The organism is Campylobacter sp. US25a, from assembly GCF_004379075.1.
Classification (GTDB): domain Bacteria; phylum Campylobacterota; class Campylobacteria; order Campylobacterales; family Campylobacteraceae; genus Campylobacter_D; species Campylobacter_D jejuni.
This window is the reverse complement of sequence record NZ_RYYM01000003.1, coordinates 17,908-33,144: the sequence shown is the minus strand read 5'-3', so window position 1 is coordinate 33,144 and position 15,237 is coordinate 17,908. Positions and strand designations below refer to the sequence as shown.

At 29.3% G+C, this 15,237-nt stretch carries 20 protein-coding genes; 16 read left to right on the top strand and 4 right to left on the bottom strand.

The genetic code is table 11. The annotated features are described in order from the left end of the window. Positions 1–38 precede the first annotated feature (38 nt). The 7 genes from ELQ12_RS03615 to ELQ12_RS03585 are packed head-to-tail and all read left to right on the top strand — an operon-like array spanning position 39 to position 5,212. Complete coding sequence (locus ELQ12_RS03615) at positions 39–1,181, top strand: pyridoxal phosphate-dependent aminotransferase family protein (RefSeq protein WP_134264571.1); 1,143 nt, start codon at positions 39–41, stop codon at positions 1,179–1,181. After that, on the top strand, positions 1,178–1,789 hold the full coding sequence (locus tag ELQ12_RS03610) for a pimeloyl-ACP methyl esterase BioG family protein (protein ID WP_052790049.1): 612 nt from the start codon (positions 1,178–1,180) through the stop codon (positions 1,787–1,789). The genes ELQ12_RS03615 and ELQ12_RS03610 overlap by 4 nt, the downstream gene beginning before the upstream one ends. Then, a complete protein-coding gene (gene bioC, locus ELQ12_RS03605; protein WP_070243311.1) occupies positions 1,786–2,472 on the top strand; it encodes a malonyl-ACP O-methyltransferase BioC in 687 nt (228 codons plus the stop codon). Before ELQ12_RS03610 ends, bioC begins: the two co-directional genes overlap by 4 nt. Positions 2,473–2,522: 50 nt before the next feature. After that, positions 2,523–3,272, top strand: a complete 750-nt coding sequence (gene modA, locus ELQ12_RS03600; protein ID WP_070243312.1) for a molybdate ABC transporter substrate-binding protein — start codon at positions 2,523–2,525, stop codon at positions 3,270–3,272. Further along, positions 3,269–3,670, top strand: a complete 402-nt coding sequence (locus ELQ12_RS03595) for a molybdenum-pterin-binding protein (protein WP_002861084.1) — start codon at positions 3,269–3,271, stop codon at positions 3,668–3,670. The genes modA and ELQ12_RS03595 overlap by 4 nt, the downstream gene beginning before the upstream one ends. Then, the gene (modB, locus tag ELQ12_RS03590; protein ID WP_070243313.1) at positions 3,663–4,337 is read left to right on the top strand and encodes a molybdate ABC transporter permease subunit; all 675 of its coding nucleotides are present in this window, start codon (positions 3,663–3,665) and stop codon (positions 4,335–4,337) included. Before ELQ12_RS03595 ends, modB begins: the two co-directional genes overlap by 8 nt. Continuing rightward, on the top strand, positions 4,334–5,212 hold the full coding sequence (locus ELQ12_RS03585; RefSeq protein ID WP_070243314.1) for a sulfate/molybdate ABC transporter ATP-binding protein: 879 nt from the start codon (positions 4,334–4,336) through the stop codon (positions 5,210–5,212). Before modB ends, ELQ12_RS03585 begins: the two co-directional genes overlap by 4 nt. Here ELQ12_RS03585 and ELQ12_RS03580 read toward each other — a convergent pair. Then, entirely contained in the window at positions 5,209–5,436 is a 228-nt protein-coding gene (locus ELQ12_RS03580; RefSeq protein WP_002870726.1) for a helix-turn-helix domain-containing protein, read from the bottom strand. The two genes, ELQ12_RS03585 and ELQ12_RS03580, sit on opposite strands and share 4 nt — an antisense overlap. Positions 5,437–5,562: 126 nt before the next feature. Here ELQ12_RS03580 and ELQ12_RS03575 point away from each other — a divergent pair, with 126 nt between their 5' ends. Continuing rightward, complete coding sequence (locus tag ELQ12_RS03575; RefSeq protein WP_002861080.1) at positions 5,563–6,075, top strand: hypothetical protein; 513 nt, start codon at positions 5,563–5,565, stop codon at positions 6,073–6,075. Positions 6,076–6,084: 9 nt separating this feature from the next. Next, the gene (locus ELQ12_RS03570) at positions 6,085–6,861 is read left to right on the top strand and encodes a complement resistance protein TraT (protein WP_070243315.1); all 777 of its coding nucleotides are present in this window, start codon (positions 6,085–6,087) and stop codon (positions 6,859–6,861) included. Here the strand turns inward: ELQ12_RS03570 and blaOXA are convergent. From blaOXA to surE, 3 genes are read right to left on the bottom strand one after another with little or no spacing between them, the layout of a single operon-like run. Next, positions 6,858–7,607: an OXA-184 family class D beta-lactamase gene (gene blaOXA / locus ELQ12_RS03565; protein ID WP_070243316.1), complete on the bottom strand. Its 750-nt coding sequence runs from the start codon at positions 7,605–7,607 to the stop codon at positions 6,858–6,860. The genes ELQ12_RS03570 and blaOXA overlap by 4 nt on opposite strands. After that, entirely contained in the window at positions 7,604–8,269 is a 666-nt protein-coding gene (locus tag ELQ12_RS03560; protein ID WP_074486806.1) for a ThiF family adenylyltransferase, read from the bottom strand. The genes blaOXA and ELQ12_RS03560 overlap by 4 nt, the downstream gene beginning before the upstream one ends. Beyond that, positions 8,259–9,035, bottom strand: a complete 777-nt coding sequence (gene surE, locus ELQ12_RS03555; RefSeq protein ID WP_126229121.1) for a 5'/3'-nucleotidase SurE — start codon at positions 9,033–9,035, stop codon at positions 8,259–8,261. Before surE ends, ELQ12_RS03560 begins: the two co-directional genes overlap by 11 nt. Positions 9,036–9,514: 479 nt before the next feature. Here surE and ELQ12_RS03550 point away from each other — a divergent pair, with 479 nt between their 5' ends. From ELQ12_RS03550 to ELQ12_RS03520, 7 genes are all read left to right on the top strand, one after another. Further along, positions 9,515–10,315, top strand: a complete 801-nt coding sequence (locus tag ELQ12_RS03550; RefSeq protein ID WP_044779554.1) for an RICIN domain-containing protein — start codon at positions 9,515–9,517, stop codon at positions 10,313–10,315. A 15-nt stretch (positions 10,316–10,330) separates the two neighbouring features. Beyond that, entirely contained in the window at positions 10,331–11,137 is an 807-nt protein-coding gene (locus tag ELQ12_RS03545) for a cytolethal distending toxin subunit B family protein (RefSeq protein WP_044779555.1), read from the top strand. A gap of 14 nt (positions 11,138–11,151) precedes the next feature. Then, positions 11,152–11,724 (top strand): cytochrome c oxidase subunit IV, encoded by a 573-nt coding sequence (locus tag ELQ12_RS03540; RefSeq protein WP_044779556.1) that lies wholly within the window; start codon positions 11,152–11,154, stop codon positions 11,722–11,724. A 203-nt stretch (positions 11,725–11,927) separates the two neighbouring features. After that, positions 11,928–13,022, top strand: a complete 1,095-nt coding sequence (gene lpxB, locus ELQ12_RS03535; protein ID WP_070252462.1) for a lipid-A-disaccharide synthase — start codon at positions 11,928–11,930, stop codon at positions 13,020–13,022. Between the two features lie 11 nt (positions 13,023–13,033). Further along, positions 13,034–13,519: a transcription elongation factor GreA gene (greA, locus tag ELQ12_RS03530; RefSeq protein ID WP_002851733.1), complete on the top strand. Its 486-nt coding sequence runs from the start codon at positions 13,034–13,036 to the stop codon at positions 13,517–13,519. A gap of 9 nt (positions 13,520–13,528) precedes the next feature. Further along, positions 13,529–14,287 carry a UDP-2,3-diacylglucosamine diphosphatase gene (locus ELQ12_RS03525; RefSeq protein WP_332950371.1) on the top strand — a complete coding sequence of 253 codons (759 nt, stop codon included), beginning with the start codon at positions 13,529–13,531 and terminating at the stop codon, positions 14,285–14,287. Continuing rightward, complete coding sequence (locus tag ELQ12_RS03520) at positions 14,280–15,236, top strand: chemotaxis protein (protein ID WP_002870846.1); 957 nt, start codon at positions 14,280–14,282, stop codon at positions 15,234–15,236. Before ELQ12_RS03525 ends, ELQ12_RS03520 begins: the two co-directional genes overlap by 8 nt. The last annotated feature ends 1 nt before the right edge of the window (position 15,237 follow it).

The window sequence follows — 15,237 nt, the reverse complement described above, 5'->3', positions numbered from 1 at the left end:
AAAATAATACTTTAAATTTTTAAATTTACAGGAAAAAAATGAAGCTTGAAAAAATTTTGCAAGATCTAGAGCAAAATCACAATCTAAGAACTCTAACGCCTTTAAAACATGAAAATAAATTTGTTTATAAGCAAAATCAAAAACTTTTAAATTTAGCAGGAAATGATTATCTTTATTTGGCGTCTTCTAAAGAGTTAAAAGCTGAGTTTTTAAATACCTTAAAAGAGCAAGATTTGTTTTTTTCAAGTTCTAGTTCAAGAAGTTTGAGTGGAAATTTTGAAATTTATGAAGAATTAGAAAGTTTTTTAAAGACTAAATTTAAAGATAAGGAAATTTTACATTTTAATAGTGGCTATCATCTAAATATCTCTTGTATAGCAGCACTTTCTAGCGTTTCTAAAACGCTTTTTTTAGCCGATAAATTAATTCATGCAAGTATGATTGATGGCTTAAGACTTGGCAGGGCTGATTTTTTTCGTTTTCATCATAAAGATATGAATCATTTAGAGAGTTTAATCCAAAAACATTATGAAAATTATGAAAATATCATCGTTTTAAGCGAAGCTTTGTTTAGTATGGATGGAGATTTTAGCGATTTTAAAACTTTGTGTGAGCTTAAAAGACGTTATGATAAAATTAAGCTTTATATAGATGAAGCACACAGCGTGGGTTGTTTTGATGAAGAAGGTTTGGGGTTTGTTAAAAAACTGACCTTGGAAAATGAAGTGGATTTTTTGGTTTTTACCTTTGGAAAAGCCCTTGCCTCCATGGGTGCTTGTATGATATGTGATGAAAAATATAAAAAATTTTTCATCAACAAAGCTAGAGCTTTTATTTATTCTACAGCCTTGCCACCTATTAATGTAGCTTGGACGCAATTTATTTTTAAAAAAATGCCTTATTTTAAGAAAGAAAGAGAAAAATTAGAACTTTTAAGTACTTTTTTTAAAAGTAAATTGCAAGAAAAAAATCACACTGTTTTAGGCGATGCTTATATTATTTGCTTGCTTTTAGGTGAAAATAAAAAAGCCTTAGAAATTTCACAAAAACTTCAAAAAGCTGGATTTTTTGCTCCTGCGATTAAAGAACCTACCGTGCCAAAAAATACAGCTAGAATTCGTTTTTCTTTGCACGCAGGACTTAATATAGAAGAACTTGAAAGGATAATAGAGCTTTTATGAAATATGAATTTTTATGCAAAAATCCTGATTCAAAAAAACTTATAGTGGTATTTGGGGGATTTGCTTCACATTCTAGTCATTTTTCGCATTTAAAAAGCGATAAAAATGTGATTTTATTTTATGATTATGAAAATTTTGATTTAAATTTTGATTTCAAAGCTTTTGATGAACTTTTTTTAATCGCTTTTTCTATGGGGGTTTGTGTGGCAAATAGACTTTTAAAAGAGCTTAATTTTAAACAAAAAATAGCCATAAATGGCACAAATTTAGGCATAGATAAATCAAAAGGAATTCATCCTACAATTTTTAAAAAAACCCTACAAAATTTTAAATTAGAACATTTTAAAGAAGTTTTATTTGAAGAATGCAAAAGCTTAGCCAAAGATTTTATTTTTAAAGATGAAAAAGCTTTAAAAATAGAGCTTGAAAAACTTTTTGACTTTGCTTTAGTAAAACAAGAAGAAAATTTGCTTTGGGATAAGGTTTATTCAAGTAAAAAAGATGAAATTTTTCCACCAAATGCTTTAAAAAATGCTTTTTCAAAACTTATTTTTTTAAATGAACCGCATTTTGCTTTTTTTCATTTTAAAACTTGGGATGAGCTTTGAATTTTTTAAAAGCAAAAGATTATGAAAAACATGCAAAAGTGCAAGATTTCATGGGTTTAAAACTTTGTGAAATTTTAAAAGATTTAAAAATTTCACATTTTGAAAAAGTGTTTGAATTTGGTTGTGGTAGGGGTGAATTGAGTAAAAAACTTCAAAATTTCATTACCTTTGATGAGTATTTAAAAAACGATATTTTAGATTTTAAAGAAAATTCTAATATTTTAATTTTTGATATGAATGAAATTTCAAAACAGGATTTAAGTAAAGAGAAATTTGATCTTATTGTTTCAAATGCAACTTTGCAATGGCTTGATTTAAAACGCATTTTACCAAGTCTTAGGAATATGCTAAATCAAAATGGGATTTTACTTCTTTCTACTTTTGTAGAACAAAATTTAAAAGAAATCAAGCAAAGCACGGGTTTTGGTTTAAATTATTTTAGCTTAAATGAATTAGAACAAATTTTTAAAGTCTATTTTAATGAGGTAAAAATTACTCAAGAACTCATAAAATTAAGCTTTGATAATGCTTTAGATGTTTTTAGGCATTTAAAATTAAGCGGGGTAAATTCTTTAGGATTTTATCCTTTAAATAAAAGCTTTTTAAAAGAATTTGAAGAAAAATTTCAAAACAAACTCACTTATCATCCTGTATTTATTTTATGCAAAAATGATATAAAATGAATTTTTTGTGTTATAATCCAAAAATTAAATTTTTACACAAGGAAAACTAAATGAAAAAGTTTATAGTATTTTTTGGGATTTTGTTTTTTGCTTCGTGTTTAAATGCACAAAATTTAAACATTTTCGTGGCTTCTTCAGCTTCAAAGGCGATGAGTGAAGTTAAAGATGAGTTTTTGAAAACACATCCAGAAGATAAAATAGAATTGGTTTTTGGTGCTTCTGGAAAATATTATGAGCTTTTAAAACAAGGAAGAGAATTTGATCTCTTTTTTTCAGCGGATACTAAATATGCTAAGGCTATTTATGATGATAAAAATGCTTTAATAAAGCCAAAAGTTTATGTTTTGGGAGTTTTGGCTTTATATAGCTTGGATGAAAATTTACTCCAAGGAGGTGTTGAAAATTTAAAAGAAAAGGCAGGTAAAATCACGCATCTAAGCATAGCCAATCCTAAAGTAGCTCCTTATGGAGTAGCAGCTAAAGAAGTGCTTGAAAATTTGGATTTAAATGAGCTTTTTAAGGATAAAATCGTTTTAGGTGAAAATATCTCAGTGCCTGTTTTACATGTAGATAGTAAAAATGCAGATATAGCTATAGTAGCTTATTCTTTAGTTTCTTCTATCAATCATCCTAAGGGTAAGGCTGTTATAATTGATGCAAAGTATTTTAGCCCTTTAGAGCAAAGTTATGTTATCACAAAATACGCTAAGGATAAAAAATTAGCCTTTGAATTTAGCGAATTTATTGGCTCTTCAAAAGCAAAAGAAATTTTCAAAAAATACGGATTTAGCACACCATGAACCTTATAAAAGGACAAATTTGTGAGCTTTTAAATCAAGAGGATATAGTTATTGTTAAAATACTTTCTAAAGAAGTGATTTTTAGTGTTTTAATGCTTGAATTAAAATCTTTAGAAAATTTAAAAATTGGCGCGAGTGTAGAACTTCTTTTTAAAGAACATGAGCTTTGTTTTAGCACAAGTAAAACTCTTTTAAGTGTTGAAAATTCTTTTTTGGCTAAAATTACAAAAATTAAAAAAGGCGAACTTTTGTATCAGGTATTTTTTGATTTTAAAGGTAATGAGCTTTCTAGCATCATCACCAAAGAAAAAGCCTTAGAACTTGAACTTTGTGAAAATCAAGAATGGCTTTGCTTTGTAAAAGCAAATGATATTGTATTAAGGAGTCATAGTGCTTGATTCAGCTTTTTTACAAACCCTTTATCTTACTTTTAAACTTGCTTTTATCACGACTTTTATTCTTTTTTTTATTGGTGTATTTTTAGCTTATTTGTTAAGTTTTGTGCGTTTTCCTTTTAAAACAATCCTTCAAAGCTTTATTTCTTTGCCTTTGATTTTACCTCCTAGTGTTTTGGGATTTTATTTGCTTGTAACTTTTTCGGCTAATAGTTTTTTAGGGCAAGTTTTAAAAGAATATTTTAATCTTTCTTTGGTTTTTAGTTTTGAAGGTCTTGTTTTTGCTTCTTTGATTTTTTCTTTGCCTTTTATGGTAAATCCTTTGCAAAGTGCCTTTTCATCGATCAATCCAAATTTGCTCGATGCTTCTTATAGTTTAGGTAAAAGTAAAATTTATACTCTTTTTAGAGTGATTTTACCTAATTCTAAAGCAGGAATTTTTAGTGCTTGTGCGATGAGTTTTGCCCATACTGTGGGTGAATTTGGAGTCGTGATGATGATAGGAGGACATAAACAAGGTGAAACTTTAGTAGCTAGTATAGCTATTTACGATGAACTTGAAATCTTAAACTATAGCTTGGCACATCAATATGCTTTTATATTGTTTATTTTTTCTTTTTTGGTGCTTTTTAGTCTTTATTTTGTCAATAAAAAAATGAGTTTTCAATGATAAAAATTGATATCAATCATCCTATGAATACCGCCAAAGGAAGGCTGGATTTAAATTTTAAAAAAGATATAGAATCAGGAAAAATTACTGCACTTTTTGGCGAAAGCGGAGCAGGAAAAACCACTCTTTTAAAAATCATAGCAGGACTTATAAAACCTGAATTTGGACGTATAGAAGTAGATAATGAACTTTGGTTTGATTCTTCAAAAAATTTTAGTTTAGCTTTGCAAAAAAGAAAAATTGGTTTTGTTTTTCAAGATTATGCGCTTTTTCCAAATATGAATGTAAAAGAAAATATCGCCTATGCCGCTAGTTCTAAGGCAAAGGTTATGGAACTTCTAGCCTTAATGGATCTTGAAAATTTGGCTAAAATTTATCCTAAACATTTAAGCGGAGGACAAGCACAAAGAGTAGCTTTAGCAAGAGCTTTAGCAAGGGAACCAAAAATTTTGCTTTTAGATGAGCCTTTGAGCGCTTTGGATTTTAAAATGCGCGCCAATTTACAAGATGAATTGGCTAAAATTTTAGAGTATTTTAAGATAAGTACTTTATTGGTAAGTCATGATTTAGCTGAAATTTATAAGTTAAGTCATAGAATTTTAGAGCTTAGGAATGGAAAAATCATTAAGGATTTTCCTAAAAATGAATTTTTTACTCATTCAAGTATTAGTGCAAAATTGCGTTTAAGTGCAACTTTGTTAGAAATTAAAAAAAGTGATATTTTAGTGGTTTTAACCTTGCTTTTAAATCAAGACATTATTAAAATTACTCTTAGTGAAGAGGAATTTTTAAAAGCTTATCAAGATATAAAAATAGGCGATACTCTCATACTTTCAGTAAAAGCTTTTAATCCTATTATTGTTGGAAAAATTTAAGGCATTAAGTCTTTGATGTCTATACCAAATTCTTTAGAAATTTGATAAAGATGAGCAAGATTATAATTTGCTCCATGTTTTCTAGTTTCTATTTTTGCAATATAATTTGGTGATTTATGTCCTAAAATGCTAGCAAGCATTAGCTGAGATATTTTTCGCTTTTTTCTTTCTTTTTTAACTTTTTCTACAATTTTATTAAAAAAAATATCTAATTCTTGTTCCAATTTGAATACCTAAATTGTTATTTTTAGAATGATAAAAAAGCAAGTGTAAAATAACAAACACTTATAAGTGTTTGTTAAGCTTTAAGTCTTTATAATTGATTTTTCATTTTTAAAAAGGAGTTAATTGTGAAAAAAATATTTTTATTTTGCATTTTTTACACTACTGTTATATTTGCAAATCCCATGCCTTTTGGCTTAGAACTTGGTAAAGCTAATTTCGATGAAGTTGTAAAAAAATATCCGAACTTTTCAAATGCTGGTACTAGTATTTACACAGGGGGTAAGATTATTGAAGTAAGTTCAAGTGATTTTGAGCTTGAGGGTTTAAAAGATAAAGTTCTTTTTATTTTTGATAAAGAAAATAGATTAACACTAGTGCAATTAAAATTTCATAAAGATCGTTTTAATGATATTTTATCTTCGCTTTCAAAATATAAAATTATCAAAAAAGAAGTACCTTATGTAGGTAATCGTTATGTAAAATTACAGGATGGAGATTGTAAAATAGAACTTGAATCACCTCATTTAAGTTTTGAGATGTATTTAACTTATAAAACTAATCAATTTGAAAAACTTTATAAAGACTATATCAAAAAAGAAGAACAAGAACGCAAAAATAAACAAAATTCTATACTTTAAGGAGAAATCATGAAAAAATCAATTTTTAAAATCACATTAAGTAGTGTTTTGGCAGCTAGTTTACTCACAGGTTGTTTAACAACTACTTTACAAACTAATGCAACAATGAGTCAAAGTATTTTTCTTGATCCTGTAGCTAAGGAAAAAAGAATTGTATTTTTAAATATCAAAAATACAAGCGGACATGATGTAAATTTAGAACCTAAATTAAGAAGTGCTTTGGAAGCTAAAGGATATAAAGTTATAGATGATCCTGATAAAGCAAATTATATTTTAAGTACTAATATTTTATATTGCGATAAAAAACAAGAAAATAATGCTGTAGGCAGTGCTGTTGCAGGAGGTGCTACGGGTGTGGCAGTTAGTGGCTATAATGGCGGCGGTGCAGGAGGTATGGTTGCTGCAGGTGCTGCAGGTGCTTTAGTAGGAGGACTTTTAGGAAAACTTACCGAAGATACAATTTGGCAAATGCAAGTAGATATTAATATCAAGCAAAAAGCTGATGGTAAAGTTTTAACTTCTAGTGGTAATGTTAGCGGACAAGCTAGCGTAAGAGATTCCCAAAGCTCAGGCTTTTTAAATAGCTTTGGCGGAAATGTTCGCAGTGATAAAGTAGGACATTTAAATTCAAATCAAATCAATAATACACAACAAACTTATGAAGGCAAATATATAGAAAAAAATACTATTATTTTTGCAGAAGCTGTGAAAACAGGACTTAAACTTCCTGAAGCTACGCCTATTTTAGAAGATAAAATTGCAAATCAGATTGCAGGATTATTTTAATTTGTTATGATTGCTAGATATTTTTCTAGCAATTCTTCCCTTATTTTAATATTTTTAATGTCCTTTATATCAACATTTAAAGCAAAAGATAAAATTTTGTTTTCAGTCTTTACAAATCCAACAATCCAAGCTAAATTGATATTATCATTAAAACCTGTTTTAGCATAAATTTTTTGGATTTTATCTTCCTTAAAAAGAATAATTTCTTTAACTTCTTCTTGACTTTTTTTGGAAAAAGGTAAAGAATTTTGCGAAAGTTTAAAAAGCAAATCAGCTTGATTTTTTGCAGAAATTTGTAAAGAATTATCGAGCCAAAAGGTATCGATTTTTGAAATTTTTGTATTTCCATAAGAAAGTTTATTTAAGCCTTCTTGCATGGTTTTAAGTCCTATTTTTCTTGCCAATTCTTTAAAAGCAGGCACTTGAGAGCGTTTTATGGCTGAGCTTAAACTAGCATCTTGTTTCCAAGAGGGCAAAAATACTTTTTCACCCTTATAATGATAGAAAATTTCCTTTGTATCTCTAACTACACCATTATCAAGTGCAATTAAAGCATTAAAAATTTTAAAAGTTGAAGCAGGAGAAAAGGCTTGTTTAGCTCTTTGAAAATCATTACTTGCATAATTTTTTCCATCAAAGACTATAAAAGTCCCACTTGTATTACAATCTTTAAAAAAATTACCAAGTATTTTATCCTCTCCAATGGCTATATTCAAAAACAATATAAATACAATAAAATTTCTCATTGCTCTTTATATTTTGATAAGACTTTTCTCATTGCTAAACTTGCTAAAGCCAAACCAAAAGAAGCTGTCACACCCATAAAAGAACCTAAATCTTTACAATGTGCTTCTTCATCAGAAAATACCACATCAAAATTTCCCTTAAAGCCTGATTTTCTAAGTTCATAACGAAATTTTTTTGCTAAAGCATCACCGTGAGTTTTAAAAATACTTGTAGTTTTAATGCGTGTTGGATCAAGCTTTCTAGCTCCACCTGTTGAAGAGATAAAAATTTGTTTTTTAAAATCTATAAGATGAGCCAAAGCTACTTTTGCAGGGATATCATCAATGGCATCTATGATAAGATCAAACTCGCTTAAATCAAAATTTTTTAAAAAATCTTCATCGATTTTGCTGACTATACCTTTAGCCTTATAAATTCTTTCAAATACTTTAGCTTTTTCTTCGCCTATATTTTCGCTATGAATTTGGCGATTTTGATTGGTGATTTCAAATTTATCCGCATCGATTAAAGTAAGGTTTTTAAAACCACTACGATAAAGCGCATCAACGCAAATTCCACCCACTCCACCAAGTCCGCAAACCAAAACTTTTGTTTGTGAAATTTTTTGAAATTTTTCTTCTCCAACTAGCCATTTTATACGTGTAAATCTATCATTCATCATTTGCCTTTAACCATTTTTTAACCTTTTTCATTTTTTCATAAGCTGTAAGATCCAGCATTATAGGGGTTATTGTAGCGTAGCCTTTTTTAAGCAAGGCAATATCGCTATTTTTCTCATCTTCAAAGTCTAAATTCGCCGCTGCAAGCCAATAGTACTCCACTCCTCGTGGATTGACATTTGAATGGGCTTCAAAATTATAAACCCTTTTGCCTGCTTTACAAATTTTAATGCCTTTGATTTTTGATTTTGCAGGAAAATTGATATTTAAAAATTCTTTTTTTTCCAAAGGAAAACCTTTATCAAAAATATTTTGAATGATTTTTTTGGTAATTTTTAAAGCATTTTTATAGTCTATTTCTTTTTCGCTTTTTTTATAAAATTGAGAAAGAGCGATAGCAGGAATTCCTTGTAAAACCGCCTCCATAGCTCCTGCGCAAGTTCCTGAGTAAGTAATATCTTCACCTACATTTGCTCCTTTGTTAATCCCACTGATTACAAGATCAGGCAAGCGTGTTTTATAAAGTGCGTGAAGTGCAAGATAAACACAATCTGCAGGAGTGCCATCATCAAGTTTGTAAAATCTTTTTCCTACTTTAACAAAACGCAAAGGTTTGGTTAGGGTTATGGAGTGTGAACAAGCTGATTTTTCACTAGCAGGAGCTACTATGGTGATCTTGGCTTTAAATTCTTTTTTTAACATCTTAATGAGTTTTTTAAGTCCTTTGCTCTCATAGCCATCATCATTAGTGATAAGAATTTCTTTCATTGCTTTTCCTTATTGGATATTTTAACATAAAAAGCTTTAAGAATAAATACAAATAAAGCTATATAGAAATGTTCTTTATAATTAATTCTTTTATTCTCAACTCAATAAAGTAATTCACAATTAACTTAATTAACTTAATTTTTATTATTTAGTCCAATCTACACTTTAGAATCACGATTTTAATCGTAACTCTTCTAGTGTTCAAATATTTTGAATTCCATACTCATTTATATTTTTATTCTTAAAAACTTAAAATTCCATAGTTTAAATTTTAATAATAAAAAAACTTTTTTATTATTAAAATTAATTTTCATTATTGATGTTAATATATTTTTTTTATAACTATAATTTTTCCAAAAAATTAAAATTTTATTCTTTTATAGAAGACAATTATTTAATCTTAAATTATAATTTTTTATATATTTTTAAAATTATATTATTATACTTATCGACATCTTAATTCACTTTAAGGAGAAAAAATGCAAAAATTTCATTCTATGATAGTATTAAGCTTATTATTGATATTTTTTATCGGATGCTCTTCTAAAGAGCTTAATCCTCTGGGACGATCTTACGGTGATTTGCATGATAGCGATCCACTTAAAATAGGAAAAACACCTACAATACCAGCCAAACAAGAAACTCCTGCTTTAGTTGATGGTTCAGATTTGATACCAAAAGATGTTCCTTTAGAACCACCTGTAATAAAAACAAATACTTTTAAAGGTAATGATTTTGTTAAAGGACCTTCGCCTAGATTACAATCAAATGGAAAATTTAATGATGCATCTGTATATGAAAATAGAGGATATCCTAGTGATTTTGTAACCATAATGGGTCCATCAGGAGCAGCTTTAACTGTATGGGCTTTAAGACCGGGAAATTGGATATGGGGCTATACTTTATATTCAAGTATACCTTTTGGCGATGCAAATGTCTGGCAAATCATAGAATTTCCTCAAAACAAAGTTATGATTAAAAACGTTAAGACGCTTACATGTCTCAATGCTTATGGCGAAGGGGTTGTCCATTACCCTTGTGATCAAAGCAATTTTGCTCAATTTTGGATATTATTTCCTATGAGTAATGGTGCTTATCAAATTTATAATTACGCAACTCAAAAATGCATTCAAACACCTATAAATGATGTAATGAAAGAATTTGATTTTAGTTATTATAAAATATTTCTTACTGATTGTTTAAAATCAGGAGAAAAAAATTTAGATAGACAGTGGTATATAGCACCGCCTACTTATGCTACTCATAGTCCCTATAGATAAATTTTGGAGTTAATTATGAAAAAAATATTATTGATTATTTTAAGTATCAATTTGAGTTTTGCTTCTTTAGAAGATTATAATGTTGGAACATGGAATTTACAAGGTTCTTCAGCATCAACAGAAAGTAAATGGAATATTAGCGTTAGACAACTTGTTACGGGAAGCAATCCTATGGATGTCTTAGCTATTCAAGAAGCAGGTGTTTTACCATCCACTGCAGTAATGACACAAAGACAAGTTCAGCCTGTTGGGGTGGGTATTCCTATCCATGAATACGAATGGAATCTAGGAACCTTATCTCGTCCTAATTCAGTTTTTATATATTATTCAAGAGTTGATGTAGGAGCAAATAGAGTTAATATGGCAATAGTAAGCAGAAGACAGGCAGATGAAGTAATTGTATTACCTCCTCCAACCGTTGCTTCAAGACCTATCATAGGAATCCGTATTGGCAATGATGTATTTTTCAATGCACATGCTTTAGCAAGAGGAGGAAATGATGCAGGTGCTATAGTTACTGCTGTTGATATGCATTTTAGAAACATGCCTCAAATTAATTGGATGATCTTGGGAGATTTTAATAGAAATCCAGGCTCATTAGCATCTTTATTAGATCGAGGATTAAGGGATCGTATATATTTTGTTTCTCCTGCTTCTTATACTCAAGCAAGCGGCGGTGTTCTTGATTACGCTGTTACAGGAAATTCTGATACAACCAGAAGATATACTCCCCCAGCTATACTAGCCATACTAGCTGCTGCTGGACTTAGAACGTTTTTAGCTTCAGATCATTTTCCTGTGAATTTTAGAAAATTTTTTTAATATAAGGTGTTGTTATGAAAAAAATTGTTATTTTAATATTAGTTTTATTAAGCTTATCTAAATCTATCGAAGAACCTGGCGATTTATCTGATTTTACACCAATGTTTGCTATTAGATCCTTACAGACAGGAATTAGTTTAAGCCCTTTTAGAGAGACTTCGGAAGATTTAAAAGACCAAAATTGGATCTTAAGAGAAATTATACTTAGCGATGAATTAAAACAAAAAGATGAATTAGGAGAATTGTTACACTTTGGTTATGTGCAATTTGTAAATCCAAACGATGATGATATTTGTTTGGCAATACTAGAAAGTGGTTTTTTTGGAGGGAAATCATGCAAACAAGATTTAAAAGATGGAAAGTTAGAAACTATATTTTCTATTATGCCAACAACTAGCTCAGCAGTTCAAATAAGATCTTTAGTTGAAGGTGGAAGAGAATGTATGAAAATATTTTACAACCCAAATGTTCCAATAGAAAAACGTTTTGGTATACAACCATGTACTTTAGATCCAGCTTTATTTTTAGATTTAAACGAATTAATGTTTTTTACTCCAGCTATTATAGAAGCAACCCCTATTTATTAATTACTTGCAAGCAAGCTAAAATAATAAGCTTGTGAGTAATTAAAATATTTAATAAATCGATGCAAAAAATAAATAATTTTCAAAAAATACTACTGGAGAAAATAATAAACCTTCATATACACTTTTAGCGTGTATTTTTCCACAACTTCTTTTAATTAAGCCGAAATAAGATAAAATGTTTAAAATATTGATAAGGAAATTTTTTGAAAACCTTTTTAGTTTGTGCTTTAGAACCTTCAGCAAATTTGCATTTAAAAGAAGTTTTAAAAGCTTATAAAAAAGATTTTGGCGAATTTGAAATTCATGGGATTTATGATGAGAGCTTATGCAAAGAATTTGATCTAAATTCTAAGCCACTTTATAGCTCACATGAATTTAGTGCTATGGGTTTTATAGAAGTTTTACCTTTGATTTTTAAAGCAAAAAAAGCTATAAAAGAACTTGTAAATTTAAGTTTTACTCAAAAAATAGATGGGATTTTATGTATAGATTCGCCCGCTTTTAACATACCTTTTGCAAAGGCTTTAAAAAAAGCAGGTAGTAAAATTCCACGCATTTATTATATTTTGCCTCAAGTTTGGGCGTGGAAAAAAGGTCGCATACCTATCATAGAAAGTCATTTTGATATTTTAGCTTCTATTTTACCCTTTGATAATCAGTTTTTTAACAAAAGCACTTATGTAGGCCATCCGCTTTTAGATGAGATAAAAGAATTTAAAAATAAAGAAGACATTAACAATATACTTTTAAAAAAAGATGATGAAAAAACTATAGCCTTTTTACCAGGTTCAAGGCGTAGTGAAATTAGGCGTTTGATGCCTATTTTTAAAGAACTTTCTCAAAAATTTAAGGGTGAAAAAATTCTTTGTGTTCCCCCATTTAATCTTGAAAAATTAGAAATTTATGGTGATATTAGTGAATTTAAAATAGAAAGTAACACTCCAAAAGTGCTTAAAAAAGCTGATTTTGCCTTTATTTGTAGTGGAACGGCTACTTTAGAAGCAGCTTTAGTGGGAACTCCTTTTGTTCTTGCTTATAAGGCAAAGGCTATCGATATTTTTATCGCAAAACTTTTTGTAAAATTAAAACACATAGGACTTGCAAATATTTTTTGTGATTTCGCTGGAAAAGAAGCTTTAAATCCTGAATTTTTACAAGATAAAGTCAATGTTTTAAATTTATATGAAGCTTATAATAAATATGATTATAAGGCATTTTTTGCTAAAGTTTATTTTTTAAAAGAATATTTACAATTTGGAAGTGCTAAAAATTTAGCAAAAATCCTAAGTGAAATATAAAAGGATAAATTATGCAAAAAGAACCAATGAGTCAATTTGGCTATGATAAGTTAGCCGCAGAATTAAAAGATTTGAAAGATAATCAACGCCCTGCCGTTGTAATAGAAATCGATACAGCAAGAAGTCACGGGGATTTAAAAGAAAATGCAGAATACCATGCCGCAAGAGAAAAGCAAGCTTTGATAGAAAGTCGTATAGCAGAGCTTAGTGACTTGCTAGCAAGAGCTCAAGTGATCGATCCTTCAAGCTATGAGCACGATAGTGTGAAATTTGGTTCAAGTGTTGTGATCATGGATTTGGATACAGAAAAAGAAAGCAAATATACTCTAGTAGGAATTTGCGAAGGAGATTTAGATAAGGGTTATATTTCCATCGCATCTCCAATAGCAAAAGCTATGCTTGGGAAAAAAGAAGGAGATGATTTTAAAGTACGTTTGCCAAAAGGTGAAAGTGAATTTGAAATCCTTTCTATAAATTATGAGCCTTTGAAATTTTAAGGATAAAAAATTTTACTACAAAATGGAGCGATTTTAATCGCGGACGCTCATGAAAATAAACAAAGAAGGGGGTTTTGGGAATTTTTACAAGCCTTAAAAAAAGGTAAAATTTCCACCCCTCAACTCATACTTATGGGTGATATTTTCGATTTACTTATAGGTGAAATCTCTGCTACACATGAATTTGCTAAACCTTACATAGAACTTTTAGAAGAATTGGCCTTAAAGATTGAAATTATCTACTTAGAAGGCAATCATGATTTTAATCTTTCTTGTTTTTTTAAAAGGGTAAAAATTTTTAACTTACAAAAGCAACCCATAAAGCTTAATTTGCATACAAGTAAAGGTAATAATCTTGTTTTAAATAACGCTTTTATAAAATTAGCTCACGGGGATATTTTTTTACCACCTCTTTTACAATTTACTCTTAAAACATTAAGAAATCATTATTTGCTTATATTTTTGAATTTTTTAAATATTATTACTTGTAATTTTATTTCAAATAAAATTCTTCAAAATCAAAACAAAAAAAACCTTTTTTATCAAATAAAAGATTTTGAAAATTTAGCAAAAAAAAGATATGAAAGATATGAAAATTTAGGATTTTGGGTATGTGAAGGACACTATCATCAAAATCATCAAATCAACAAAGAAAACATTAAATATCTTAACTTAGCTAGTTTTGCATATGAGAGAAGTTTTTTTGTAGTAGAATATCAACAAGAAATCAAATTTCGAGAACAGAAATTGAGGGGTCAAAATGTTTGATGAAAATATCGTGAAAACGGGTTCAAATGAAATGGAGCTTGTCGATTTCCGTATCTTTAAGCAAGGACACGATAAAGTCTATGAAGGAATTTATGGTGTAAATGTTTCTAAGGTAAGGGAGATTATAAAAATCCCAAGCCTTACAGAACTTCCAGGTGTACCTGATTACATCGAAGGTATCTTTGATCTTCGTGGAGTGGTTATACCTGTAGTCAATCTTGCCAAATGGATGCAAATCACTGAGCCAGAAAGCACTATGCTAAAACCTAGAGTTATTATTACTGAATTTAGCAATATTCTTATTGGTTTTATAGTTCACGAAGCAAAAAGAATTCGTAGAATAAACTGGAAAGATATAGAACCAGCAACTTTTTCTACAGGATCAGGTGCTTTAGATAAAGGTAAAATCACAGGTGTAACACGCATTGAAAATGATGAAGTGTTGCTAATTTTAGATCTTGAAAGTGTTGTTGAAGATTTAGGAATTTACGCTCCAAAAACAGATATAGATTTTGGAAAAATAGAAAAATTTACTGGAACAGCACTTATACTTGATGACAGCATGACTGCTAGAAAACGCGTCAAAGAAATGATGCAACAGATGGGCTTTCAAGTTGTTGAAGCTAAGGACGGCGTAGAGGGCATAAACAAATTAGAAGAATTAAGCCAAGTTTATGGTGAAAGTTTAAATGATACTTTAAAAATTATAGTAAGCGATGTCGAAATGCCACAAATGGATGGTTTTCACTTTGCTGCACGCATTAAAGAAGATTCAAGATTTAAAGATATTCCTATAGTCTTTAACTCGTCTTTATCAAATGAATTTATGAATGAGAAAGGTGTTCAAGAAGCTGGTGGAGAAGGCTATCTTGTCAAATTTAACGCTAGCGATTTCTTCAATGAAATTGCAAAGGTTATTAAAAAACATCAATCTCAAGAACAGGGGTAAA